Source organism: Marinobacter sp., assembly GCF_044799475.1.
GTDB lineage: Bacteria > Pseudomonadota > Gammaproteobacteria > Pseudomonadales > Oleiphilaceae > Marinobacter.
Genome location: NZ_CP085217.1, coordinates 3,820,416 through 3,845,351, shown reverse-complemented (window position 1 = coordinate 3,845,351; position 24,936 = coordinate 3,820,416). Strand labels below are relative to the sequence as shown.

23 protein-coding genes are annotated in these 24,936 nt (G+C 59.6%); 16 read left to right on the top strand and 7 right to left on the bottom strand.

The genetic code is table 11. From position 1 onward, the window contains the following. Window positions 1-216: 216 nt before the first annotated feature. Both motA and motB read left to right on the top strand, forming a co-directional pair. On the top strand, window positions 217-1,068 hold the full coding sequence (gene motA, locus LG327_RS17635) for a flagellar motor stator protein MotA (protein WP_404363942.1): 852 nt from the start codon (window positions 217-219) through the stop codon (window positions 1,066-1,068). A 51-nt stretch (window positions 1,069-1,119) separates the two neighbouring features. Then, the gene (gene motB, locus LG327_RS17630) at window positions 1,120-2,085 is read left to right on the top strand and encodes a flagellar motor protein MotB (protein WP_404363940.1); all 966 of its coding nucleotides are present in this window, start codon (window positions 1,120-1,122) and stop codon (window positions 2,083-2,085) included. A 15-nt stretch (window positions 2,086-2,100) separates the two neighbouring features. On the opposite strand, the gene rsgA is transcribed toward motB, so the two are convergent. Continuing rightward, on the bottom strand, window positions 2,101-3,159 hold the full coding sequence (rsgA, locus tag LG327_RS17625; protein ID WP_404363938.1) for a small ribosomal subunit biogenesis GTPase RsgA: 1,059 nt from the start codon (window positions 3,157-3,159) through the stop codon (window positions 2,101-2,103). 164 nt (window positions 3,160-3,323) lie between these two features. On the opposite strand from rsgA, the gene orn reads away from it, so the two are divergent. Next, the gene (gene orn / locus LG327_RS17620; protein WP_404363936.1) at window positions 3,324-3,869 is read left to right on the top strand and encodes an oligoribonuclease; all 546 of its coding nucleotides are present in this window, start codon (window positions 3,324-3,326) and stop codon (window positions 3,867-3,869) included. A gap of 153 nt (window positions 3,870-4,022) precedes the next feature. Here orn and queG read toward each other — a convergent pair whose 3' ends face one another. Then, the gene (queG, locus tag LG327_RS17615) at window positions 4,023-5,069 is read right to left on the bottom strand and encodes a tRNA epoxyqueuosine(34) reductase QueG (RefSeq protein ID WP_404363934.1); all 1,047 of its coding nucleotides are present in this window, start codon (window positions 5,067-5,069) and stop codon (window positions 4,023-4,025) included. A gap of 196 nt (window positions 5,070-5,265) precedes the next feature. On the opposite strand from queG, the gene LG327_RS17610 reads away from it, so the two are divergent. The 11 genes from LG327_RS17610 (at window position 5,266) to LG327_RS17560 (ending at window position 18,512) form a co-directional block, all read left to right on the top strand. Further along, window positions 5,266-6,795, top strand: a complete 1,530-nt coding sequence (locus tag LG327_RS17610) for an NAD(P)H-hydrate dehydratase (RefSeq protein WP_404363933.1) — start codon at window positions 5,266-5,268, stop codon at window positions 6,793-6,795. Then, on the top strand, window positions 6,796-7,305 hold the full coding sequence (gene tsaE, locus LG327_RS17605) for a tRNA (adenosine(37)-N6)-threonylcarbamoyltransferase complex ATPase subunit type 1 TsaE (protein ID WP_404363931.1): 510 nt from the start codon (window positions 6,796-6,798) through the stop codon (window positions 7,303-7,305). It begins immediately after the preceding gene. Between the two features lie 68 nt (window positions 7,306-7,373). Then, on the top strand, window positions 7,374-8,705 hold the full coding sequence (locus tag LG327_RS17600; protein ID WP_404363929.1) for an N-acetylmuramoyl-L-alanine amidase: 1,332 nt from the start codon (window positions 7,374-7,376) through the stop codon (window positions 8,703-8,705). A gap of 109 nt (window positions 8,706-8,814) precedes the next feature. Beyond that, the gene (gene mutL / locus LG327_RS17595) at window positions 8,815-10,722 is read left to right on the top strand and encodes a DNA mismatch repair endonuclease MutL (protein ID WP_404363927.1); all 1,908 of its coding nucleotides are present in this window, start codon (window positions 8,815-8,817) and stop codon (window positions 10,720-10,722) included. After that, a complete protein-coding gene (gene miaA / locus LG327_RS17590) occupies window positions 10,722-11,738 on the top strand; it encodes a tRNA (adenosine(37)-N6)-dimethylallyltransferase MiaA (RefSeq protein ID WP_404363925.1) in 1,017 nt (338 codons plus the stop codon). The genes mutL and miaA overlap by 1 nt, the downstream gene beginning before the upstream one ends. Before the next feature lie 128 nt (window positions 11,739-11,866). Continuing rightward, complete coding sequence (gene hfq, locus LG327_RS17585) at window positions 11,867-12,121, top strand: RNA chaperone Hfq (protein ID WP_404363923.1); 255 nt, start codon at window positions 11,867-11,869, stop codon at window positions 12,119-12,121. 149 nt (window positions 12,122-12,270) lie between these two features. Then, window positions 12,271-13,581 carry a ribosome rescue GTPase HflX gene (gene hflX / locus LG327_RS17580; RefSeq protein WP_404363921.1) on the top strand — a complete coding sequence of 437 codons (1,311 nt, stop codon included), beginning with the start codon at window positions 12,271-12,273 and terminating at the stop codon, window positions 13,579-13,581. Window positions 13,582-13,713: 132 nt separating this feature from the next. Beyond that, a complete protein-coding gene (hflK, locus tag LG327_RS17575) occupies window positions 13,714-14,916 on the top strand; it encodes an FtsH protease activity modulator HflK (RefSeq protein ID WP_404363919.1) in 1,203 nt (400 codons plus the stop codon). A gap of 2 nt (window positions 14,917-14,918) precedes the next feature. Next, complete coding sequence (gene hflC / locus LG327_RS17570; protein WP_404363917.1) at window positions 14,919-15,794, top strand: protease modulator HflC; 876 nt, start codon at window positions 14,919-14,921, stop codon at window positions 15,792-15,794. 193 nt (window positions 15,795-15,987) lie between these two features. Beyond that, window positions 15,988-17,169, top strand: a complete 1,182-nt coding sequence (locus LG327_RS17565) for an ATP phosphoribosyltransferase regulatory subunit (protein ID WP_404363915.1) — start codon at window positions 15,988-15,990, stop codon at window positions 17,167-17,169. Between the two features lie 47 nt (window positions 17,170-17,216). After that, window positions 17,217-18,512: an adenylosuccinate synthase gene (locus LG327_RS17560; RefSeq protein WP_404363913.1), complete on the top strand. Its 1,296-nt coding sequence runs from the start codon at window positions 17,217-17,219 to the stop codon at window positions 18,510-18,512. Between the two features lie 44 nt (window positions 18,513-18,556). Here the strand turns inward: LG327_RS17560 and cmoB are convergent, their stop codons facing one another. Genes cmoB through LG327_RS17540 form a run of 4 tightly spaced genes read right to left on the bottom strand, consistent with a single transcriptional unit; the run spans window position 18,557 to window position 21,820 of the window. Further along, window positions 18,557-19,555: a tRNA 5-methoxyuridine(34)/uridine 5-oxyacetic acid(34) synthase CmoB gene (gene cmoB, locus LG327_RS17555; protein ID WP_404369535.1), complete on the bottom strand. Its 999-nt coding sequence runs from the start codon at window positions 19,553-19,555 to the stop codon at window positions 18,557-18,559. 15 nt (window positions 19,556-19,570) lie between these two features. After that, a complete protein-coding gene (cmoA, locus tag LG327_RS17550) occupies window positions 19,571-20,326 on the bottom strand; it encodes a carboxy-S-adenosyl-L-methionine synthase CmoA (RefSeq protein ID WP_404363911.1) in 756 nt (251 codons plus the stop codon). A gap of 23 nt (window positions 20,327-20,349) precedes the next feature. After that, window positions 20,350-20,736 carry a kinase gene (locus tag LG327_RS17545; RefSeq protein ID WP_404363909.1) on the bottom strand — a complete coding sequence of 129 codons (387 nt, stop codon included), beginning with the start codon at window positions 20,734-20,736 and terminating at the stop codon, window positions 20,350-20,352. Window positions 20,737-20,788: 52 nt separating this feature from the next. Then, window positions 20,789-21,820, bottom strand: coding sequence for a serine/threonine protein kinase (locus LG327_RS17540; protein WP_404363907.1), 1,032 nt, complete (start codon window positions 21,818-21,820; stop codon window positions 20,789-20,791). 101 nt (window positions 21,821-21,921) lie between these two features. Between LG327_RS17540 and LG327_RS17535 the strand changes: the two genes are divergently transcribed. Continuing rightward, complete coding sequence (locus LG327_RS17535; RefSeq protein WP_404363905.1) at window positions 21,922-23,037, top strand: NAD(P)/FAD-dependent oxidoreductase; 1,116 nt, start codon at window positions 21,922-21,924, stop codon at window positions 23,035-23,037. A gap of 13 nt (window positions 23,038-23,050) precedes the next feature. On the opposite strand, the gene LG327_RS17530 is transcribed toward LG327_RS17535, so the two are convergent. Further along, the gene (locus LG327_RS17530) at window positions 23,051-23,791 is read right to left on the bottom strand and encodes a ComF family protein (protein WP_404363903.1); all 741 of its coding nucleotides are present in this window, start codon (window positions 23,789-23,791) and stop codon (window positions 23,051-23,053) included. A gap of 74 nt (window positions 23,792-23,865) precedes the next feature. Here LG327_RS17530 and bioB point away from each other — a divergent pair, with 74 nt between their 5' ends. Continuing rightward, window positions 23,866-24,924 carry a biotin synthase BioB gene (gene bioB, locus LG327_RS17525; RefSeq protein WP_404363902.1) on the top strand — a complete coding sequence of 353 codons (1,059 nt, stop codon included), beginning with the start codon at window positions 23,866-23,868 and terminating at the stop codon, window positions 24,922-24,924. Window positions 24,925-24,936: the final 12 nt, after the last annotated feature.

Sequence of the window (24,936 nt, the reverse complement as noted above, 5' to 3'; positions counted from 1 at the left end):
CTGGCAGGAATCACGCCACTGGCGTGTACAAAATGTGTCAGGACGCCGTGGGCTCTTCCTGATAAAGTCCGGGAGTCTATCAAACCGGGCCGCGCCCGCTGAACTATTTTGTTGTTTTCGTGGTCTCAGCCGGGGCTTGCTATTATCCGGGGGCTGGAGGAAGTTTGAGCCAGTCCGTTACCGTCGTATCCATCTGTAAAGAGCGTAGTAGACTTCATGGCATTGATTATCGGCGCACTTATTGTTCTGGGCAGTGTGTTGGGGGGGTATGTTCTGCATGGCGGGCAGCTCGCCGTACTCTGGCAGCCCACTGAGATTCTGATCATTTGCGGGGCGGCCTTCGGGGCCTTCATCATTTCCAATCCGATGCATACCATCAAGGAGGTTTTCTCCCGGGTGCTGATGCTTTTGACGGGCTCCCCCTTCAACAAAGCCTTTTACATGGACGTTCTGAGCCTCCTGTACGACATCTTTGACAAGTCCCGCAAACAGGGTGTGATGTCCATCGAGGAAGACATAGACAACCCCGAATCCAGCCAGATCTTTACCCGTTATCCGGCGGTGGTGAAATCCCACGAACTCATGGCGTTCATCACGGATTACATGCGCATTATCAGTTCCGGGAACATGGCGCCCCACGAGCTGGAAGGCCTGATGGACAACGAGATTGAAACCCGCAGGCACGAGCTGGAAGAACCTGCCCATGCACTGAACAAGGTGGCGGATGCTCTGCCGGGCCTGGGCATCGTGGCGGCGGTGCTGGGGATTGTTATCACCATGGGTTTTCTGGCCAGCGGGCCGGAAACCATTGGTCTGAAAGTGGCGGCTGCCCTCGTGGGAACCTTTCTGGGGATCTGGCTGGGCTATGGTTTTGTGGGTCCTACCTCGGTTGCTCTTGAACATCAGGCGCTGTATGAAATCCGGGCCTATGAGTGTGTAAAGTCGGCCATCGTGGCCACGGTTTCGGGCCAGGCTCCCCAGATGGCCATCGAGTTTGGCCGCAAGGCCCTGCCGACTGACAAGCGACCGCTGTTCCAGGAGCTCAACGACCACGTGCGGTCGAAGTAGGCCGCTGAAGCCCGGGGTTCAGGTTCCGTTTTCAAGAGCAGGTGAGAGTAAGTGGAAGAACAGCCGATAATCGTAAAGCGCGTCAAGAAGGTGGTTGCCGGCCATCACGGCGGCTCCTGGAAGGTGGCCTTTGCGGATTTTGCGACCGCGATGATGGCGTTTTTCCTCGTTCTCTGGCTGACCACCAATGCCTCGCCGGAGCAGAAGGCGGCCATTGAGGGCTATTTCAACGATCCGATCGGCTTTACCGAAGGCGGCTCGGCGAATCCCGTGGATCTGGGAGGCAGCGCGTCGGTGGTTACAGCCACCAGTGCAGACGTGGCCTCCAATGAGATCCAGCTGGAAGACCAGCGGGTTGAAGAGCTTGCGCAGACCCTTGAACAGCGCCAGATGGAGGAGCTGTTTCAGGATTTGCAGGAGCAGATCGAGCAAAGCGATACACTGCAGGAATTCAAGGACCAGCTGCTGATCGATATCACTGATGAGGGGCTCAGGATCCAGATTGTCGACCGCTCCCAGCGCCCCATGTTCGACAGCGGGCGGGCTCAGCTCAAATACTACTCCCAGGACATACTGTTTGAACTTGCGAAGCCCCTGGGTGCAGTGCCCAATAAACTGAGCATCACCGGCCACACGGACGCCACGCCGTTCAGTGGGCGGCCAGGCTATACCAACTGGGAGCTCTCTGCAGACAGGGCCAATACCGCGCGTCGGGCGCTGGTCGCAGGTGGCGTCCGGGGCAGGCAGATTGCACGGGTTGTGGGTCTGGGAGATTCGGTCCTGTTCGATCGGGAAGACCCGGCGGCCCCGGTCAACCGGCGGATTTCAATTATTGTGCTCAACAAGAAAACCATCGACGATATCCAGAGCAGGGCGGGGCTGCAGAAGGACGACACTCCCGTGATCGACATGACCGCACCCACTGACGCCGAATCCGAAGAAGCACGGCAAAAGCTGGAAAGTGGTGCCTGGCTGGAGGAGAAGCCCGAACCCGGACCCGGGGAAGTAAACTGGTGATGCGTCCGGTTCCGCTTAGCTGCTGCTCAGCCCGCGGCTGTTCTGCTCGGCCATATCCACAAGAATACGCCTGAAGCTCCGCATTCTCTCCTCACTGATCCTGCCATCCGCACCAGCCTGCTCAATCGCGCATCCGGGCTCACCCTGGTGCCGGCAGTTGCGAAAGCGGCAGTGGCCAATAAGTGGCCGGATTTCCCGAAAACCTTCCTCGATTTCCCGGGGAGTCATGTGCCAGAGGCCGAACTCACGGATCCCGGGGGAATCTATCAGGTCGCCACCGGTGACCAGGTGGAAGAGCCGGGCGGTGGTGGTGGTATGGGTACCCTTCCCGGTGCTCAGGGAAAGGCCGCCGACACGCAGCGTCTCGTCTGGCAGCAGGGCCTGGATGATGGACGATTTGCCCACGCCTGACTGGCCGACAAACACCGATGTGCGACCCTTCACTAATGCCTCGAGTTCGTCGCTGGCTCCAGTGCTTCCTGCATCCAGCGCTGATGTCCTGACCACCGGGTAGCCAATGGCCTCGTAACGGGCCAGCAGCTTTTCCAGTGCAGGCGCGTTCTCCGGGGTGATCAGGTCGGTCTTGTTGAGCAGAATAACGGCGGGGATTTCGGTGATTTCCGCTGCCACCAGATATCTGTCTATCAGGCTGTCATGGGGTTCCGGCTCGGGAGCAATGACCAGGATGATGTGATCGATGTTGGCTGCCACCGGTTTGAGCTGACCAAAATTGTCCGGCCTCTGAAGCAGAGTCTGACGTTCCTGCCGGGCCACGATGATGCCGGTATCATCTGCTGCCGGGCGCCATATGACTCTGTCGCCGGTTACCAGGTTGCCAACATTGGCGCGGGCGTAGCACCGCAGGACCCTGCCCCGGCGGTCGCCTTCCAGGGCTTCGACGTCCAGCTGCTGTCCGTAGTGAGCAATCACCAACCCGGTCTGCTCGACGCCCAGCTCGCTGGCCTCCAGCTGCTCATCAATCGCCCGTTCCTTGCGGGCGGCCCGCTTTTCCCGTTCCGTCTGAATTTTTTCTATGCGGAACTGCTGCTGCTTGTTGAGTCGTCGTTTAGCCATGTTTGATTATCATTCGGTCAAGCGTCCATTTATTCGTGGTCTCTGGTGTAGCATCATACGTGATTCCATCACAAGGCACGTTGATTCCTTCCCGGTTGCGTCTCTGGGGCTTTCCGGGCCACGGGGTGCCAGCACAACTGCGAAACAGGTCTGGAGAATGAATTATGGCAGCAAGTGACCGACTGGTCTGGATTGATCTTGAAATGACCGGGCTGGACCCGGAGAAAGAACGGATTATCGAAATGGCCACCCTGATCACTGATTCCGATCTGAACCTGGTCGCCGAGGGCCCAGTCATTGCCGTTCATCAGCCCAACAGCCTGCTGGACGCGATGGACGAATGGTGCCGGCGTACCCATGGTGGCACCGGGCTCACCCAGCGGGTGCAGGAAAGCCGGATTACCGAGGCTGAGGCTGAACAGGCCACCCTGGATTTTCTGAAGCAGCATCTGGAGCCCGGTCAGTCGCCCCTGTGCGGCAACAGCATTGGCCAGGACAGGCGCTTTCTCGTCAAGTACATGCCAGAGCTTGAGGGATTCTTCCACTACCGGAACCTGGATGTCAGCACCATCAAGGAGCTGGCGAGGCGCTGGCGGCCCGATGTGCTGGACGGCGTCAAAAAGAAGGGCACTCACCTGGCGCTGGACGATATCCGGGATTCGATCGACGAGCTGCGCCATTATCGGGAAAATTTTTTCCGCCTCGACTGAGGCTGCTGGATGCTAGTGCGGAGCGGTAAGCGGGCGGGTCTTTCCAGAACACGCTGTAAATACATCCATGTACGCTCGGCCTCCGCCATCCATGGCTCCGGACGGTTCTGGAAAGACCCGCCCGCTTACCTTCCAGCTCGCCACAGGGGCAGCTCAGCGGGCAACCCCATGGCGTTCAAGAGCCCAGTGAACGTGCTCCCGGACAAGCTCCGACGGGTGGTCGGCGCGTTTCTGCAACGCCTCGATCACAGGAATGGTTGAAGGCGCATTGCCCAGTCCCACCGCAAGGTTGCGCAGCCAGCCTTCGTAGCCAGTGCGGCGTATGGCCGAGCCTTCTGTGCGCTTCAGGAACTCCTCTTCGGACCACAGAAACAGACTGGCCAGTTCGCTGTTGTCCAGCCCGTGACGGGGCTGGAAATCGTCTTCCGGCGATGATTTGCTGAACTTGTTCCAGGGACAGACCAACTGGCAGTCGTCGCAGCCGAACACGCGGTTTCCCATCAGGGAGCGCAGCTCTTCCGGGATCGAGCCCTTTAGCTCGATGGTCAGGTAGCTGATGCAGCGGCGGGCGTCCAGGGTCCGCGGAGATGGGAAGGCGTTGGTGGGGCACAGGTCCATGCAGGCCGAGCAGGTGCCGCAGTGGTCACCCTGGTAGGGCTCGTCCATGGGCAGAGGAGCACTGGTGAAGATCTCGCCGAGGAAAAAGAAAGAGCCGGCCTTGCGGTTAAGAAGCATCGTGTTTTTGCCGATCCAACCCAGTCCCGCCCGCTGTGCGAGGGCCCGCTCCATCACTGGAGCGCTGTCGACAAATGCCCGGTAGTCATAGCCGGAAACCGCTGCATTAATTTTTTTCGCCAGTGTTGCCAGACGTTTGCGCATCAGCTTGTGATAGTCACGCCCCAGGGTATAGCGGGAAACATAGGCCTTCTCGGGGTTTTCCAGGGTTTGGCGTGGGCTGTCGGGGCTGGGCAGGTAGTCCATGCGCACAGAAATGACCCGCAGAGTACCGGGCACCAGGGTTTCCGGCTCATGGCGCTTGGTGCCATGAGCTGCCATGTAGGACATTTCGCCATGCATGCCATCGGCCAGCCACTGTTTCAGCCGGTCGGCATGCTCTCCCGTGTCGGGGGTGGTGATACCCAGGCCACTGAAACCAAGCTCGCTGGCCCAGTTCTCGATGCTCGCACGGAGATCGTCCATGGGCCCTGTCATGATGGGAGTCGGTTCCCAGCCGGTTGCTGACAAATTAACATTGATTAAGTTATGACCTTTTCCCGGATTTTGCTACTCTTTACAGACATCTGGCATTAACAGTTAAACTCGATTCTGCAGCGGAGCCCTGTTTACCATGTCGCTCTCACGAACAGACAGTCTACCAAATTCCATGGAGTCGCTGTTGTTTTCAGCGTCTGCTGTCCGTGCAATTGATGAGTATGTCATTGAAGAAAAAGGCATTGGCGGTTTTGACCTCATGCAGCGTGCAGCTGCAGCGGCCTTCCGGCAACTGGTCCGGAGCTGGCCGGAAGCCTCCGCTATTATGGTGTTCTGCGGTGGCGGCAACAACGGCGGCGACGGTTACCTGGTGGCTGCGGCGGCCAGAAGGCATGGTCTCGAGGCAAGGTGTATCGCGGTCAAGAACCCGGACGAGCTGGAGGGCGATGCCGCCCGTGCCTGCCGCAAGGCCGGTGAAGATGGTGTGCCGGTGGACCGCTGGGATAACCTCGACGGATCCGCCCGGCAGTCACTTTTTGACAGCGCCGGGCTGATAGTGGATGCGATGCTGGGGACCGGCATCAAGGGTGCTCCGAGGGAGCCCTATAAAACAATTATTGAAGCTGCCAACGCTGCTCCCTGCCCGGTTATGGCCATTGATATTCCCTCCGGGCTGGACGCCACCACCGGAGTTACCGAAGGTGCGGCGACGCGGGCAGATGTCACAGCAACGTTTATTGCACTGAAAAGCGGACTGTTTCTGGGCCAGGGTCCGGAATGCGCTGGCCGTGTCAGTTTGGAAACTCTGCAGCTGGAGTTTGAAGTCTCCGGTGACGGCCTGGAGCATGGCCAGTCTGCCCTTGCGTCGCGCTTCGACTGGACGCAACTGGCAAAGGCCGTGCCGCGGCGGCCAGTTACAGCTCACAAGGGCCGGTTCGGTCATGTTCTGGTGGTCGCAGGAGACCATGGCATGGGTGGCGCGGGTCTGATGGTTTCCGAGGCCGCAGCCAGAACCGGTGCCGGTCTCGTCACTCTGGCTACACGGCCGGAACACGTTGCGCCGGCACTGGCCCGCTGCCCATCACTTCTGGTTCGGGGCGTTACCCATGGCTCCGAGCTGGGCCCGCTGATTGAGGCTGCGGACGTACTGGTATGTGGCCCGGGCCTGGGAAAGACCTCCTGGGGCCAGCAGATGCTGCAGCAGGTCATGGCTTCCGGCAAGGACCGTGTACTGGATGCTGACGCGCTGAATCTGATGGCAGAACAGAAGCTGGAAAGGACTGACAATCAGATCCTGACGCCGCACCCGGGGGAAGCCGCGAGGCTTCTGGCCTGTTCCGTGGGCGAGATTGAATCTGACCGTCTGGCGGCCGCTGTATCGCTTCAGGAAAAATACGGCGGCGTCGCCCTGCTCAAGGGGGCCGGCACCGTGATTGCCGACGGAAAGGGTCTTCCGGCGGTGCTGGATGGCAGTAATCCCGGCATGGCCACAGGAGGAATGGGTGATGTGCTCTCCGGCATCATTGGGTCGCTGCTCGGGCAGGGGCTGGAGCTCCAGACAGCAGCCCGGATGGCCGCTGCACTGCACCTTGCGGCCGCGAACATGGCATCGCGGCAGTCAGGGTATATGGGGCTGCTGCCCATGGATGTAACCCGTGTTCTGCCCCGGCTGCTTGCCCGGGCAGAGGGCATGGCGGAACCAGAGGCTATCTGAATGGGCCTTGAGAGAATCAGTGTCGACACATTTTTTCTTCCCGATGAGGCTGCGACCGGTGAGCTTGGCCGACAGCTGGCCGAGCAGATCACGGCACAGGGGCAGGGTGCCGTGATTTTTCTTGAAGGGGAGCTGGGTATGGGGAAGACAACCCTGAGCCGCGGTCTGATCAGAGGGCTTGGTCATGAGGGTGCGGTCAAGAGCCCTACCTACACTCTCGTGGAGCCCTACGAGCATCTGACGCCGGTCACATATCATTTTGACCTGTATCGCCTGGGGGATCCGGAAGAGCTGGAATACATGGGGATCAGGGACTATTTCCAGTCTGACCGGGTCTGCCTGATTGAATGGGCGGAACGGGGACAGGGTGTATTGCCGGAGGCCGACCTGGTGGTCCGTCTCGGGAAAATGAAAGAGGGCCGTCAGGCCCGGTTGATTGCCGGAACAGATGCTGGCAACCAGCTCTGCAGGCGCCTGCATGGCCAGGCTCCGACACAGACAGACAATTGATATCACACGGGTATGACCAAATGACCAATACCACGACAGAGTGCAGCAAGAACAGAGCAGTAGGCCTGATGACAGTCCTGCTGCTGTTTGTGTCGGCCTGCCTGCAGTCGGGAAATCTGACGGCCGGAACCCTGGTGGAGGGAGCGCGCATCTGGCCGGCTCCGGATCATACACGGGTGGTTTTTGAAACCGGAGCAGGCGTCAGCCACAGCATTTTTGCCCTGGAAAATCCGGCCCGACTGGTCATAGACATCAAGAATGCAGCCCTCAAGGGAGATTTCTCCGATCTTGATCTGGGGGACAGTCCCATTCGCCGGATTCGTAGCGCCCCCCGTAATGGCAGTGATCTGCGGGTCGTACTTGACCTGAAAATGGACATCAAGCCCCGCAGCTTCCAGCTTGAGCCCAACCAGCAGTATGGCCACCGCCTGGTCGTTGATCTCATCCAGGACGGCCGGGAGAGCCTGCCCGAGCCAACGCAGCCGGTACTTCGGGACGATTCCGGCAACAAGCGGGACATCATCGTGGTGATTGATGCGGGCCATGGCGGAGAGGACCCTGGCGCCATAGGTCCCGCGGGTACCCTTGAAAAGGATGTGGTGCTCAGCATGGCGAGAACCCTCAAATCACTTATCAACAGCAAGCCGGGATACGCGGCAAAAATGACCCGCACCGGCGACTATTACATCGACCTGCGAAGTCGTACTCTGCTGGCCCGCAAACACAATGCGGATCTTTTCGTCTCCGTTCACGCCGACGCCTTTCGCTCCTCCCAGCCCAGCGGTGCCTCGGTGTTTGCCCTGTCGCAGCGGGGAGCCACCAGTGAAACAGCCCGCTGGCTGGCACGCAGCGAGAACCGGTCTGACCTGATTGGCGGCGTGGGCGGTGTGTCACTGGGGGACAAGAACGACGTACTGGCGGGTGTTCTGCTTGATCTTTCAATGACAGCCAGCATCAACGCCAGCGTCGGCGTCGGCGATTATGTTCTGCGTCAGCTGGATGGGGTCACCAAGCTGCACAAGCCTGGTGTGGAGCAGGCTGCGTTCGCTGTGCTCAAGTCACCGGATATTCCCTCCATCCTTGTGGAGGCCGGCTTTATCTCCAATCACCAGGAGGAGCGCAACCTGAGAAATTCCGCTTATCAGCGCAGGATTGCCACAGCTGTATTTGACGGAATAGACGATTATTTCCAGAAAACGCCGCCGCCAGGAAGTCTGCTCGCCTGGCAGAAGCGACAGAGTGGCAATATCAGTGCCAGCCAGTACCGTGTTCAACGGGGCGATACTCTCTCCGGCGTAGCCCGCAAGACCCAGACATCGGTCACCGAACTCATGCGCTATAACGGCCTCCGTGACGACCGTGTACTGGTTGGGCAGACCCTGAGAATTCCTGCCTCCTGAGGTCCCGGGTTTAACCATCCGGGGTGAGCGGACGACGCCGGCTCTGATATGATGCGCGGAATATCCAGCCGGTTTTCGCGATCGCAACCCAGAGAGGCTCCTCCCCGTCATGCCGTCCATCAAGCTACTGTCGCCACGACTTGCCAACCAGATTGCCGCCGGTGAGGTGGTTGAGCGTCCGGCCTCCGTGGTCAAGGAACTGGTTGAAAACGCCCTGGATGCGGGCGCCCGGAGGGTAGACGTCGACATTGAACAGGGGGGCGCAAAGCTGATCCGGGTCAGGGATGACGGCGGAGGGATTGATGAAGCTGATCTGCCGCTGGCCCTGAGCCGTCACGCCACCAGCAAGATTGTCAGTCTCGACGACCTGGAAGCGGTGGCGTCGCTGGGTTTCCGGGGCGAGGCCCTTGCCAGCATCAGCTCGGTTTCGCGTCTGGCGCTCACCTCCCGCACTGCAGATCGGGAAGCCGCCTCCCGGGTGGAGGTGGAAGGCCGGGACATGGATTCAAAAGTCTCGCCCGCGGCCCATCCTGTGGGCACTACGGTGGAAGTCCGTGACCTGTTTTTCAACACTCCCGCCCGCCGCAAGTTCCTGCGCACTGAAAAAACCGAGTTCAATCATGTGGAGGAGTGCCTGCGTCGTCAGGCACTGAGCCGTTTCGATACAGGGTTCAATCTGCGCCACAATCAGAAAGTGGTTCAGAGCCTCCGGCCGGCTGAAACGCCGGTGGACAGGGAGCGGCGGATTGGCTCCCTCTGCGGCCAGAAATTTATCGACAATGCGGTGGTGATCGAGTCGGAAGCCACCGGGCTGAGGCTCTGGGGCTGGGTTGCCCTGCCCACCTTCTCCCGCAGTCAGGCCGACCTCCAGTATTTCTTTGTCAACGGGCGGGTGATCCGCGACCGGCTGGTGGCCCACGCCGTGCGCCAGGCCTACCGGGATGTGCTGTACAACAACCGTCATCCGGCGTTCGTTCTCTATCTTGAGGTGGACCCTTCCAGCGTGGACGTGAATGTCCACCCCACCAAACATGAAGTGCGTTTCCGGGACGGCCGTCTGGTCCATGATTTCATTTTCCGCACCCTTCACCGGGCGCTGGCTGACGTCAAGCCTGATGATCATTTCCGCGGTGCCATGGCCCAGTCTGTCGGACGCGAAGCAGTTGTCGAGACATCTCCCCATGCTCACGAGCCCTGGTCACAGCCAGGCGCCCCGGCCGAAAATGCCACGCCCGGCCTGTTTGGCCAGTCTCACTCCGGCTCCGCGCAGCAGCCACAGCAGGTTCGCGGATATTCACCCGGCAGCCATTCTGAAGGCTGGCAGGCCCGGGACCAGATTGGAGTCTACCAGGCCCTGAGTCAGAGCAGCGGCCTCGCTGCCGATCCGGCCTACACTTCTGTCGCGCCTACACCGCCGGTGGCTGATGGCAGCGAGCCACCGCTGGGATACGCCATAGCCCAGCTTCATGGTATCTACATACTCGCCCAGGGGCGCCAGGGGCTGGTCGTGGTTGATATGCATGCTGCCCATGAGCGCATCACCTACGAGCGGATGAAGCGGGCGCTGGAGGCCCAGGATCTCAAAACCCAGCCCCTTCTGGTTCCGCTTTCCCTGGCAGTAAGCCAGAAAGAGGCCGGACTGGCGGAAACCCACGGCGATGAACTGCTCCAGGTGGGATTGGCCGTGGAGCGAATCGGACCGGAAACCCTGGCTGTGCGTCAGGTGCCGGCGCTGCTTCGGGGCTCCAACACGGAACAGCTGGTGCGTGACGTTCTTGCCGACCTCAGCGAGCATGGTCAGAGTGACCGGGTGGAAGCAGTCACCCACGAGCTTCTCGGTACCATGGCCTGCCATGGTTCGGTGCGGGCAAACCGGCAGCTGACCATTCCTGAAATGAATGCCCTGTTGCGGGATATGGAAGCCACCGAGCGCAGTGGCCAGTGCAACCATGGCCGTCCCACCTGGACCCTGGTTACCCTGTCAGAGCTGGACAAGCTGTTCCTGCGGGGCCGCTGATGATGTCTGCAACAGGCACTCAGCCGCCCGCAATCTTCCTCATGGGGCCGACGGCCTCGGGCAAGACCGACCTGGCCGTGGAGCTGTGCCGGCATCTGCCCTGTGACATTGTCAGCGTGGACTCCGCCATGATCTATCGGAGCATGGATATTGGCACGGCCAAACCCTCGGCGGAGGAGCTGGCACATGCTCCACACCGGCTGATCGACATTCGCGACCCTTCAGAAACCTGGTCGGCAGCGGATTTTCGCCGGGAAGCCCTGCGCGAAATGGCTGACATCACGGCAGCTGGCCGCATCCCCCTGCTGGTGGGCGGCACCATGATGTATTTCATGGCGCTGCGACAGGGGCTTTCGGATCTGCCCGCGGCAGATCCATCGGTCAGGGCCGGCATAGAGAGGTGTGCGGAGGAGCAGGGCTGGCCGTCGCTGCATGCAGAGCTTGCCCGCCTGGATCCGGAAGCTGCGGCGCGCATCCACCCCCACAACCGACAGCGGCTCACCCGCGCGCTGGAGGTGATTCAGATCACCGGCCGGCCCATTTCCGAACTCTGGCGGGACGAAAGCCCACCCGGCCCGGGTATTGAGGATTACCCCTATTTCACCCGGTGGCAGGCAGACGAAACCCAATCGCTTCCGTATACTGTGTGTCAGCTGGCCATTGCCCCTGTTGAGCGTGCCCTGTTGCATGAGCGTATACGCGCACGGTTTATTCATATGCTTGAGCAGGGATTTATCGATGAAGTGCGGGCGCTGAAGGCACGAGGTGACCTGAGCCCGGAGTTGCCATCCATGCGCTGCGTGGGGTATCGACAGGTCTGGGCCTGGCTTGATGGTGAATATGACTATCCGACACTGGTGGAAAAAGGGGTGGCGGCAACGCGGCAACTGGCCAAAAGACAGCTTACCTGGCTGAGAAAGTGGCCCGATGTTCACTGGCTTGCTTCGGAATCCCGGCAAAACGTCGCAAAAGCCTTGAATATTATCGCGCTTCGCACCACATTGACTGAGCGGTAGTCCGGAAGCAGCAAGCCGCGGCTGCAGGCATTCGCTGGAATGCGGCGGGTCGATGTGTCGCTTGATGCGGGCCATCCCTGAACCTTTACTCATGACGATCTGCAATTAAAAAAACAGGAGAAATACACATGTCAAAAGGGCACTCTCTACAAGACCCTTACCTCAATGCCCTGCGCAAGGAGCGCATTCCGGTATCCATCTTCCTCGTAAACGGTATCAAGCTGCAGGGCCAGGTTGAGTCCTTCGACCAGTTTGTCATTCTGTTGAAGAATACGGTGAGTCAGATGGTTTACAAACACGCCATTTCCACTGTTGTGCCAGCGCGTAATGTTCGTATTCCGCAACAGGTTCCGGCCGAGGGTGAGGGCGAGGCTGAAGACTGATCCAGGATCGTCAGCAGTACCGCATTCAAGATTTAGAGACACCCGTGGATTCTGACGCCGGCAGTACTGGCATTGGGGTTCGCGGGTATTTGCATTTTGCCAGAATGATTCTGGCTGCAACCATTTGATGATACTGGAGTTTCGATAGCTTGTTCGAGCGTCCTGATGTTGGTGAGCGGGCTGTGCTGGTTCACATTGAATTTTCCTCCCATGGGGAGAAATCTGAAGATCCTGGTGAGTTTCGTGAACTGGTGGCTTCGGCTGGCGTTGAGCACGCAGCCACAGTCACAGGCACCCGAAAGCAGCCAAGCCCGAGGCTTTTCGTGGGTGAAGGCAAACTTGAGGAAATACGCGACGCCGTCGCCAGCAACGAGGCGGATGTGGTGCTTTTCAATCATGCCCTCAGTCCCAGCCAGGAACGCAATATCGAGCGCGAGCTGAAATGTCGCGTTCTTGATCGCACGGGCGTCATCCTCGACATTTTTGCCCAGCGCGCCCGCACCCATGAAGGCAAGCTGCAGGTGGAGCTTGCACAGCTTGAGCACATGTCCACGCGGCTGGTCAGGGGCTGGACTCACCTGGAGCGCCAGAAGGGCGGTATTGGTCTGCGGGGGCCAGGTGAAACCCAGCTCGAAACCGACCGCCGGCTTCTTCGGGCCAGGATAAAGTCCATCAACGCACGTCTGGACAAGGTTCGGCGTCAAAGGGTTCAGGGCCGTCGGGCCCGTCAGCGGGCCGATATTCCCACGGTATCCCTGGTTGGCTACACCAACGCCGGCAAATCCACCCTCTTCAATCACATCACCACCGCTTCGGTGTATGTTGCGGACCAGCTGTTTGCAACCCTGGATCCGACCCTCAGGCGTCTTGATCTGCCGGATCTCGGGCCGGTGATTTTTGCTGATACGGTGGGCTTCATACGACATCTTCCCCATAAACTGGTGGAAGCCTTTCGCGCCACCCTGGAGGAAACCACCCAGGCATCTCTGCTGCTTCATGTGGTGGACAGTCATGATGACCGGCGGGATGAGAACATGCAGCAGGTTGAAAATGTCCTGCACGAAATCGGCGCTGACGAAGTTCCGGTGCTGCAGGTATTCAACAAGATCGATCTGCTGGAGAACTTCACACCGAGGGTGGAGCGTAACGAGCAGGGTGAACCCGTCCGCGCATGGGTCTCCGCGGTAACGGGGGCGGGTATACCGGAACTCTTTGACGCCATTGTTGAACGCCTCGCGGAAGACGTCATTCACCGCTTTGTAGTTCTGGGACCTGCCGATGGCAAGCTGCGCGCGCTTCTGCACCAGTCCGGCTATGTGCTGAGTGAAACTCACCGGGAAAGCGGTGATTCAGTGCTCGAGGTGCGTTTACAGAACCGGGACTGGCTACAATTGCTGAGCAGGGCCGGCGTGCTTCCCGAGGACATCCGGTACGACGCCGGACCGGATTCAGGGGCCTGAAGGCCCATATGGGGTCTCGCTGAAATCTGACCGGCACAGGTCTTTATCCATTAGGCGCCCCTTGCTATTGCCGGGGCCGCTATAAATCCCTAGTATTTGCAGCCATTCGATTGGTTAAGAACGGAGAGAATTATGGCCTGGAACGAACCGGGTGGTAACCGCAACGACAATGACCCCTGGGGAACAGGCGGTGGTCGTGGCGGCAAGGATCAGGGTCCACCAGATCTTGACGAGGCGCTGAAAAAGGGTCTCGACAAGCTGAACCAGCTTCTGGGTGGCAAAAAAGGCGGCGGCTCGGGTTCAGGTTCAGGTGGCTCCTCTGGTGGCGGTAGTGGTGGCTTTGGTGCCATTCTGGCCGTGGTCGGGATCCTGTTCGTAGGCTATGTCATTTTCCAGTCTTTCTACACTGTGGACGAGCAGGAGCGGGCCGTTGTGCTGCGTTTTGGTGAATACCACCAGACCGCTGAACCTGGCCTGCGCTTCAAGGTTCCGCTGATTGACAGTGTGACCCTTGTACGGGTGACCAATGTGCGAACAGCCCAGTCCCGCGGCCAGATGCTGACCGAAGACGAAAACCTCGTGTCGGTTGAACTTCAGGTCCAGTACCGTGTCAACGATGCACGGGACTATGTGCTTAACGTGAGGGACTCCAACGAGGCCCTTGCTTATGCTACAGACAGCGCATTGCGCCATGAAGTGGGCAGTTCCTCCCTGGACCAGGTGCTGACAGAAGGCCGCGCAGAGCTGGGGATCAGGGTCGAGCAGCGCCTGCAGAAGTTCCTCAATGATTACGGCACTGGCCTGGGCATTGTCCGGGTCAACGTCGAAAGCACCCAGCCACCAGAGGCCGTTCAGGATGCCTTCCGGGAAGTACAGCGGGCACGTGAGGACGAGCAGAAGGTCAAGGAAGAAGCCGAAACCTATCGCAACAAGGTGGTGCCTGAGGCTCGTGGTCGTGCCCAGCGTCTGATCGAGGAAGCCATGGCGTATAAAGCGCAGGTCGTTGAGCGGGCTCGTGGTGAAACCGCCCGCTTCAATGAAATGCTGGCAGTCTATAGTGATGCACCGGAAGTGACCCGGGACCGGATGTACATTGGTGCGCTTGAAGCCGTGCTGTCCAATACCAGCAAGGTTCTGGTTGACACCCAGAGCAGCGGTAACATGATGCTTCTGCCCCTGGACCGACTGGGCGCAGGCGCGAGAAGCGGCTCAGGTCAGGCTGATGGCAGTGGTTCGGGTGACTCCGGAGGCAGTCAGGATGTCGGATCCCTCACCGATCAGGTGCTGAATGAGATCCGCAACAGACAAAACACCCGCACCAGGACAGGGAGATAATCATGGGACCTAAAAGCATTCTGGGTCTTGCAGGCACCCTAATCGTCGTCCTGCTGGTTCTGTCGAGTGTGTACATCATTCCTGAAACCCACCGGGGTGTCCTGCTGCGTTTTGGCGAACTGGTCGAAACGGACATTCAGGCTGGTATCCACTTCAAGGTTCCGGTCATTGATCAGGTCCGGCAGTTCGACGTACGGGTCCTTACAACGGATCTGCCGTCCCGTCAGTACCTGACGGTCGAGAAGAAGCCCCTTGATGTGGACTCCTATCTGGCATGGAAAATTGAAGACGTTGACCAGTATTACCGGGCGACCGGTGGCGACGAACTGAGGGCGCGCTCACTGCTGTCCTCCCGGGTTGATAATGGACTCCGGGATGAATTCGGTGTGCGCACCATGCATGAAGTGGTTTCCGGCCAGCGGGATGAGCTGATGAATACCCTGACGGAACAGGTCAACGAAGCCACGATCGAGGAATTTGGTGTCCATGTGCTGGACATCAGGGTGAAAGGAATTGAACTTCCCGGCAGCGTCAGCGAAAACGTATTTCGCCGCATGGCGGCTGAGCGTGAGAAGCTCGCCCAGGAATTCCGTTCCCGGGGCCGGGAACTGGCAGAGGGCATTCGTGCCGACGCCGATCGCCAGCGCACCGTGGTTCTGGCCGAGGCATTCGCCCGGGCAGAAGAAACCCGGGGTGAGGGTGATGGCCAGGCAGCTCGCATCTACGCAGACTCCTATTCTTCGGATGCCGAGTTCTATCAGTTCTACCGCAGCCTGGAAGCCTATCAGAACACCTTTGACAGCAAGGATGACATCATGGTGATCGATGCGGATAACGCCTTCCTGCGTTACCTCAAGGATCCCATGGGTGGCAACTAGTCCCTGACGGGATAGAAGAAAGCCGGAATGCCCCAGGTGTTCCGGTTTTTTTATGGCCGTCAAAAGTGTAGAATTCCGCCGGTTTTGGACTGGATTTCCTGACAGCACAGAATGCCGGTCCCTGGTCCCGCCGGGCGTGCGCGGCCGGTGAGTCACCGGATGCGATGGACGAATCAATGGATACTGGAGACACATGACAGACTCTGATCGCTGGTTACTGCCTGATGGTGTGGAAGATATACTGCCGCCGCTGGCAGGGCAGATCGAATCCCTGCGCCGGAATGTCATGGACACCTGTCAGCGGTGGGGCTATCAGCTGGTTATCCCCCCACTGATTGAGTACCTGGAATCCCTGTTCACCGGAACCGGTCACGATCTGGCGCTTCAGACCTTCAAGCTGACTGATCAGCTGACGGGGCGCATGATGGGCGTACGCGCCGACATGACACCCCAGGCAGCACGGATTGACGCCCACACCCTGCGTGAGGACGGGGTGACCCGTCTGTGCTATGCCGGTCATGTGCTGCACACCCGTCCCCAGCACATGCTGGCAGGCCGCACCCCCATCCAGGCAGGCTGCGAACTGTTTGGCAGTGCCTCCGAAGCGGCGGACCGGGAAATCATCAGTCTCATGCTGGAGGTACTTAAAGTTTCCGGCCTGCCGACCGTCCATCTGGATCTGGCTCACGTGGGCATTTATCAGGCGCTGGTGCGGGAAGCAGAACTGACCCGGGATGCCGAGTCTGCCATCTTTGACGCCATGGGTCGGAAATCCGTTCCTGAACTGGATGCTCTGCTTGGTGATTGCGCTGAGGGGACACCGGGTGCCCGATTGCGGGCTCTGGCGCGGATCAGCGGTGGCAGGGAATCTCTGGATGAGGCCCGGGCCACCCTCAAGGGTGCCTCGGCCGAAGTGGCGGATGCTCTGGGCCAGCTTGAACGTACGGCCGACATGCTCGTTAGTGCTTACCCGGAGGTAAGTCTGGGCTTCGATTTCTGTGAGCTCCGGGGATACAACTATCACACCGGGCTGGTGTTTTCTGCCTATGCCCGCGGCCATGGAGAATCTGTCGCCAAGGGTGGTCGGTATGATTTCATTGGCCAGGATTTTGGCCGTGCCCGCCCGGCTACCGGCTTCAGCGTTGATATCAGGGCGCTGGTTGCCCTGGCTGGTATCCCTGGCCCCCCCCCGGGAATTATCTGGGCACCCGCCGACAGAGACCCGGCTCTGGCCGTCGTCATCAGCGGCCTGAGGCTGACAGAAATCGTGGTTCAGGGGCTGCCGGACGACCGCTCGGCTGATCCCCGCGCCCGGGGCTGTGACCGGGAACTGGTCAAGCAGGACGGCCAGTGGGTCGTGCAAACACTCAAGTAAATTTGTCGCCACCGCGTGAACCGGCGCGGACGCATCGAGAGAGAGTCATGGGTAAAAATGTTGTAGTGCTGGGCACCCAATGGGGTGACGAAGGGAAAGGCAAGATTGTTGATCTTCTGACTGAGCAGGTTGCAGCCGTTGTCCGGTTTCAGGGCGGCCACAATGCCGGTCACACCCTGGTTATCGAGGGAAAGAAAACAGCTCTGCACCTTATTCCGTCGGGAATTCTGAGAAAGAATGTTACCTGCCTCATAGGCAATGGCGTCGTGCTGTCGCCGGAGGCCCTGCTAAAGGAAGTCCGGGAACTGGAAGCCCGGGGCGTGGCTGTGCGGGACCGTCTGCGCATCAGTCTGGCCTGTCCCCTGATCCTGCCCACCCACATACGGATCGACCAGGCTCGGGAACGGGCCCGGGGCAATGAAAAAATCGGCACCACTGGCCGCGGCATAGGACCGGCCTACGAAGACAAGGTTTCCCGGCGCGGCCTGCGTCTTGGCGACCTGTTGAGGGCGGACAGCTTTGAGCTGAAGCTGCGGGAGATCATGAGCTACCACAACTTCATCCTCACGGAATTCTTCCGCGAGCAGGCGGTGGATATTGATCAGGCGCTGGCAGACCTGACAGCGATGGGCGAAGAAATTCTCCCCATGGCCGCCGATGTCACGGACATACTCCACGATTATCGCAAGCGGGGAGAACACATCCTGTTCGAGGGCGCCCAGGGTTCGCTGCTGGATATTGATCTGGGTACCTACCCCTATGTTACGTCATCCAACACCACGGCAGGGGGCACGGCTACGGGTACCGGTTTTGGTCCACTGTTCCTCGATTACGTGCTTGGCATCACCAAGGCCTATACAACCCGTGTCGGGTCCGGCCCCTTTCCCACAGAGCTGTTTGACGAGTTTGGCCAGCACCTGGCGGTCAAGGGCAATGAAGTGGGCACTACCACTGGCCGTGCCCGCCGCTGTGGCTGGTTCGACGCGGTTGCCCTGCGCCATGCGATTCAGATTAACAGCGTTTCCGGGATCTGTCTGACCAAGCTGGATGTGCTGGATGGCCTCGAAACCGTAAAGGTCTGTGTCGGGTATAAAACGGTGGATGGCGAGCTTCAGCGCCCGCCCATCGGCTGTGATGATTACGAAAGAATTGAGCCGGTGTACCACGAACTGCCCGGCTGGCAGGAAAGCACGGTTGGCCTGACTGCGCTGGACCAGCTTCCCGCCAACGCCCGTGCCTACATTGCCTTTCTGGAAGAGCAGATCGAGGCACCCATCGACATCATTTCCACCGGCCCCGACCGGGTGGAAACCATTGTGATGCGTCATCCTTTCGGCGGTTGAGCGCAGAGATCAGTGCAAGGGGCGGATCAGATATTCCGCTTCGGTCATGCTCGGGGTTTCCGGGCAATGATGGTTGCGCGTCGGGGCCCGGGATAACCTTCCCGGGTCTTTGAAGGATCATCCGGATCGAGGAAATCCGCCAGCGACTGAAACCGCATCCAGTCCGTGGAGCGCTGCTCGTCGGTTCCGGTGTCGGTCACATCCACAACCCGCGCATCGCGGAAGCCGGTCCGGTCAAGCCAGCGCAGCAGTGTCCCACAGCTGGGCAGGAACCAGACATTGCGCATCATGCCGTACCTGTCCTCCGGCATCAGGCTGTAGCCTTCGGGTCCTTCCACCACCAGCGTCTCCAGTACCAGTTCGCCCCCGGGGCGCAGGGTGTCCTTCAGCTCCAGCAGGTGGTCCAGCGGCGAGCGGCGATGATAGAGCACCCCCATTGAAAAGGTGGTGTCAAAGGCCTCCAGGCTCCGGGGCAGGTCTTCCATTCTGACTGGTAACAGGTCTACGGGCACCTCTCCCAGGTAGCGTTTGACGCTGAGGAACTGGAACAGGAACAGCAGGCCCGGATCTATGCCTATCACCCGGCCAGCGCCAGCCCCCAGCATGCGCCAGCAGTGATAGCCGGAGCCACAGCCCACGTCCAGAACCCGCCGGCCCTTCAGGTCCGACAGCCAGGGTGACACCCTGTCCCACTTCCAGTCGGAGCGCCACTCGGTGTCTATGCCCGTGCCAAAGAAATCGAAAGGACCCTTGCGCCAGGGCATAAGGGCCCGGAGCGCTGACTCAAGCTGCACGAGAGTCTCGCTGTCCGGACTTGTGTCAGCTTTCAGGGTTATGGCTGCGGCGTTCAGGTCTGCCTGTACCGGTGAAATGTCCGGCAGTTGCTCCAGGGCGCCAAGCCATCTGGCCATGTCGCCATGGGGCTGATGGTCAAACCGACGGGCCAGCTGCTCATGGAGCAGAAGTGTCCACTCGCCCATCTCCTCCTCATTGAGGAAGGTGAAGAGCGGCTGGTAATGGGTCTGCCAGTCAAAATGGTTCATGGTACCCATGGGGCCTCAGGAGGACTTGATTGCAAGGATGGAGACAAAGTTGAAACACTGGTACCAGACCATGACCTGATCAAAGCCTGCGGCCTGCAGGCGCTGGCGGTGGGCGCCCAGAGTTTCCGGGATCAGTACCTGTTCAAGGGCTGATCGTTTCTGGCTGATTTCCAGGTCCGAGTAGCCGTTTGCGCGCTTGAACTCATGGTGCAGCAGCGTCTGGGTGGCCTGTTCTTCCTCAGACTCAAAGCATATCTTTTCCGACAGAATCAGGGCGCCGCCGGGTCTGGTGGCTGCCGCAATGCGCTGGAGCAGGCCAGTGCGCTCGGCAGGCGGTACAAACTGCAGGGTGAAGTTGAGAGTGGTGACAGACGCATCTTTCAGTTCCGTCTGCAGAATGTCCTCGCACCTGAGGGTGACCGGTAACGGATGATCATCCAGCGCGATATAGTGCTCGCAGCGTTCGATCATTGCGGCCGAGTTGTCGACCCCCACCAGCACGCAGTCCCCATGGGGAATGCCATGGCGCATGGCGAGGGTTGCAGCACCCAGGGAACAGCCGAGGTCGTAGCAGTGACTGGCCGGCTGGGCAAAGCGTTCGGTGATCACTTCAATCATCGGAATGATGGTGGTGTAACCAGGCACCGAGCGCCGGATCATGTCGGGGAAAACCCGGGCCACCGCAGCGTCAAAGCGGAAGTCATCCGGCGCGCGGGCCGTGGCGAAAAGACGGTCGGCTTCGGTTGGTGCTGGGGGTTTTCCAGATATCATCGGTTCGATTCCGTCCGGGTTGGTTAATCAGGGTCCGCCGGTGCCGCCTGGTCCAGCTTCGGCGCAGCGGACGGCTGGTCACCCTGGGGCCGAACCATGGGCCGACAGCGGACGCCGCGGTTTTTGTAGTCCACCAGAATGCCAAAAAAGGAGGGGTCCGAATCGGAGGCAATGGCCAGGAAGCCATTCTGGCAGGCGGCGTGCAGCTCGGAAGATTTCGGGGACATGCGGTAGTCTTCGCCGGGCTTGATGTGAATGGCTTTGAACTCACCAATTGGAGCGTTCCCCTGGCCTGCGCCATGGTCGATGCGGCCGCTCATCTCCAGTGCGAGCACCGTCAGGATGATGGTGGCAAGCACGGCAAGAAGGAGGGTCCGGATGGTGAATCTGGCATCTGACTGCTCATCCATTGGTGTGTTGTCTCCCGAGTGGTTGGAGTTCATTCTGGGGTCGCGGCCAGGTTCAGTGCTGACCGGGAATGGACAGCGAAGGTGACTGCAGGGCGCCGAGCTGCTCTCTCAGAGCCAGTATCTGGTCTGACCAGAACCTGGGTTGGGTAAACCAGGGAAAGAAACGCGGGAACGCGGGGTCATCCCAGCGCCGGGCAAGCCAGGCGCAGTGGGCTAGCTGGCGATAGCATCGTAACGGCTCTATCAGATGGCGCTCGCGGCGGTCGAAATCCCGGAACATTTCATAGCCCTCAAGGAGTTCCGCGAACTGGATGCCTTTTTCGTGGTCATCGCCGTTCAGAAGCAGCCACAGATCCTGAATGGCAGGACCCATGCGGCAGTCATCCAGATCGACAAAGAGCATCTGTTGATCACGGACCAGAATGTTTCCAGCGTGACAGTCGCCATGAAGCCGGATTTTGGCGATTTCCTCTCCAGCATCCCTGATTCTGTGCTCACAGTGAACGGTCAGATCCGGAATCAGGCTGTCCCAGGCTGGCCTGAGGTCCTGGGGGATCCAGTCGTTTTCCGTCAGGTAGCGGGTGTTTTTAATGATCCCGGACAGAATGTCCAGCGTTGGGCGGCTTTCAAAGTCTGACAGTGCTCCGACGTTGTGAAGCTGCCCCAGCCATTGCCCGAGCCGGTAGAGAGTATCCTCGACGCTGGTATCCGGGGCATGGCCTCCGCGCTGATTGAACACGGCAAACAGGAACCCGTCATGTTCTCCAAGGGTGTCCCCTGAGGGCATGGCCAGGGGCGCTACAACGGGAACATCAGCGTCCAGCAATTCGCTGGAGAAACTGTGCTCTTCGCGGATCTGGGCCTCTGTCCAGCGTCCCGGGCGATAAAACTTGACGATCACCGGCGGCCTGCCTTCAATGCCTACCTGATAGACCCGGTTCTCGTAGCTGTTGAGAGCAAACAGGCGGCCATTGATTTCAAAGCCGGCGGCCTCAACTGCGTCGAGCAGTTTGTCCGGCGTGAGGCTTTCGTAAGGATGCGGGTTGGTGGTCATAAAGTCCTGTCCGCTTACCTGGTCACTCATCAGGAATGTCCGGGCTTGCTGAATGAGTGGTCGCTGGCGCGCAGTATAACGGTTTTTAAGGTACTTTCGGAGTCCGGGATTCCGCACAGGGAGAGATTGCAATGACACTGGGGGAACAGTTTACTGTCGACGCTGTTGTGATAGGTGCCGGCGTGGTTGGTCTGGCGGTCGCAAGAAAGCTTGCTCTGGCCGGTCAGGAGGTTGTTGTTCTCGAGGCGGGAGACCGTTTTGGTGAAGGGCTCTCATCCCGGAATAGCGAGGTGATTCATGCCGGGATCTATTATCCGACTGGTTCACTCAAGGCCACCCTTTGCACCGAAGGCAGGCGCACGCTCTATGATTACTGTGCGCGGCACAGGGTCGCCCACAGGAAAACCGGCAAATGGATCATTGCCAGCCAGGGGGCCCAGGAGGCAAAGCTCGAATCGGTTGAAAAGCTCGCAAGGCAGAATGGGGTGACCCTGGAGTGGGCTGATAACCGCAGGCTGAAACAGGCTCTGCCGGATGTCACCGCCACAGCCGGGCTCTACTCCCCCGAGACTGGCATCGTTGACAGCCACGGCCTGATGCTTGCATTGATGGCAGAGCTTGAGGCACATGGAGGCCAGCTTGTCTGCCGGGCGCCAGTACTGGCGGTAGAGAGTGGCGACCAGGGCCACCGGCTGCAGGTGGGGGGCGACTCTCCCTGTGAGCTGGTTACCAGGCGTGTGGTGAATTCCGCGGGTCTGGAGTCCGTGCCCCTGGCCCGGCGCTGGCATGGCTACCCCCGGTCCTGCTGTCCGGAGCTGTATTATGCCCGGGGCTGTTATTTCAGCTATTCCGGCAGTCATCCCTTCCAGAGCCTTATCTATCCCGTGCCCGAGCCTGGCGGCCTCGGGGTACACCTGACGCTGGATCTTGCCGGCGGTGCGCGCTTCGGGCCGGATGTGGAGTGGATACCTGAGCCGGAATTTTCCGTCGACCCCCAGCGCAGGGAAGCTTTCGCCATGGCCATCCGGCAGTGGTGGCCGGACGTGGATCCCGATCGTCTGCAACCCGCCTATGCGGGTGTTCGCCCCAAGCTGAAAGGTCCCGATGTTGCTTTCAGTGATTTCGAGATCCAGGACGAAACCTGTCATGGGGTGCCCGGCCTGGTGCAGCTGTTTGGTATTGAATCCCCCGGTCTCACGGCGAGCCTTGCCATTGCTGACCAGGTGGCAGCCCGGCTGGCTTCCTGAGGGCAGTTGCGAGTCAGCCGGGCGTCCGGGCCAGTGCCCATACCTCGATGTGTTTTGCTCCTGCTCCCTGCAGAGCCAGGGAAAGCGCCCTGGCCGTGGCACCTGTGGTCATCACATCATCGACAATGGCTATCCGCCCCGGAGCCGGGCCGTAAATGGCAAAACTGTTTCGCAGGTTGGCCAGGCGCTGCTCCCGTTTAAGTCCGGATTGAGCGGGGGCCTTCCGCAGCCGTCGAGCGAGGCTGACCGACCAGGGCACGTCGATCGCCCGGCTCAACTGCTCCGCGATATCCTCGGCCTGGTTGAACCCGCGTTTGCGCTGGCGGGACGAATGCATGGGGCTGGGAATCAGGACATCGGGTCGCCTGTCCGGTTCCTGGGCCAGTTGCTCCCTTACATGGGTTACCAGGCTTGTGATGAGAGGCTGCCCCAGCGCCCGCTGTCCACTGTATTTGTAGCGGGAAACAAGCTGGTTGACGGGAAACTGGTAGCGCCAGGGGGCGATTACCCGTTCAAACGGCGGCGGCTGGCTGAGGCATTCGCCGCAGAAAACAGGATGCCGGATCTCAATGGCCAGGGGCAGGGCGCACTGGCGGCACTGGCTGAGGTTGACCGGAAGATCATCAAAGCAGCCAATGCAAAGGCCATGACCGGCGATGCTGGCAAGGCAGGCGACACACTGGCCCCGGGGCCGGAATGAGTCGTTAACCTTTAGTTTGATTTGGGTTGACAGCGAACTCAGGCGCTTTATCATCAGTTCATTCCCTGAACCTGGCCATGATCGGGCCTTGGACATTTTACAGGACATCTTTTTAACAGGACACGCTCATGACTGCCACCGCCCTTCGTCACGACTGGACCATGGAAGAAGCCCGCGCTCTTTTCGGTCTGCCATTCAATGATCTGGTTTTCCGTGCCCAGGCAGTGCATCGGGAGCATTTCGACCCCAACGAAGTTCAGGTGAGCACTCTGCTTTCCATCAAGACGGGCGCCTGTCCCGAGGACTGCAAATACTGCCCCCAGAGCGGTCATTACAATACGGGCCTTGAAAAGGAAAAACTTCTCGAGATTGAAAAGGTTCTGGAGGAGGCCAAAGCGGCAAGAGACAAGGGGGCTTCACGTTTCTGCATGGGCGCTGCCTGGCGCAGCCCCTCAAAAAAAGACATGCCTTATGTGGTGGATATGGTTCGCCAGGTGAAGTCCCTGGGCCTTGAAACCTGTATGACGCTGGGCATGCTTGAGGAAAACCAGGCCAGAGAGCTGGCGGATGCAGGCCTCGACTATTACAACCATAATCTTGATACCTCCGAAAAATACTACAGCCATATCATCACCACCCGTAGCTATCAGGATCGCCTGGATACCCTTGAAAATGTCCGTAATGCCGGCATGAAGGTCTGCTGCGGCGGGATCATGGGCATGGGGGAGGATCTGGATGATCGGGCGGGACTGCTGGTGCAACTGGCCAACCTTCCCCATCACCCGGAAAGTGTTCCGGTGAACATGCTGGTGAAAGTGCCTGGCACCCCGATGGAAAACGTCGAGGATCTGGATCCGTTCGACTTCATCCGGACTCTGGCCGTGGCCCGGATCATGATGCCCGCTTCCCATGTGCGCCTGTCTGCCGGTCGTGAAGACATGAACGATCAGATGCAGGCCCTGTGCTTTCTGGCTGGTGCCAATTCGATTTTCTATGGGGAGAAACTGCTGACCACCGCCAATCCCGAAGCGGATGCGGACCGTGAGCTGTTCAGGCGCCTGGGGATTCGTCCGGAAATGCGCGAGCAGGCCTGCTCGGAGCAGGATGCGGAAGAAGCCATTGTCGAGGCGGTGGAATACGAACAGACCCGTCATATGTTCTACGATGCCACCCGCGAGTCTGCATAAGCAGGCGACCCC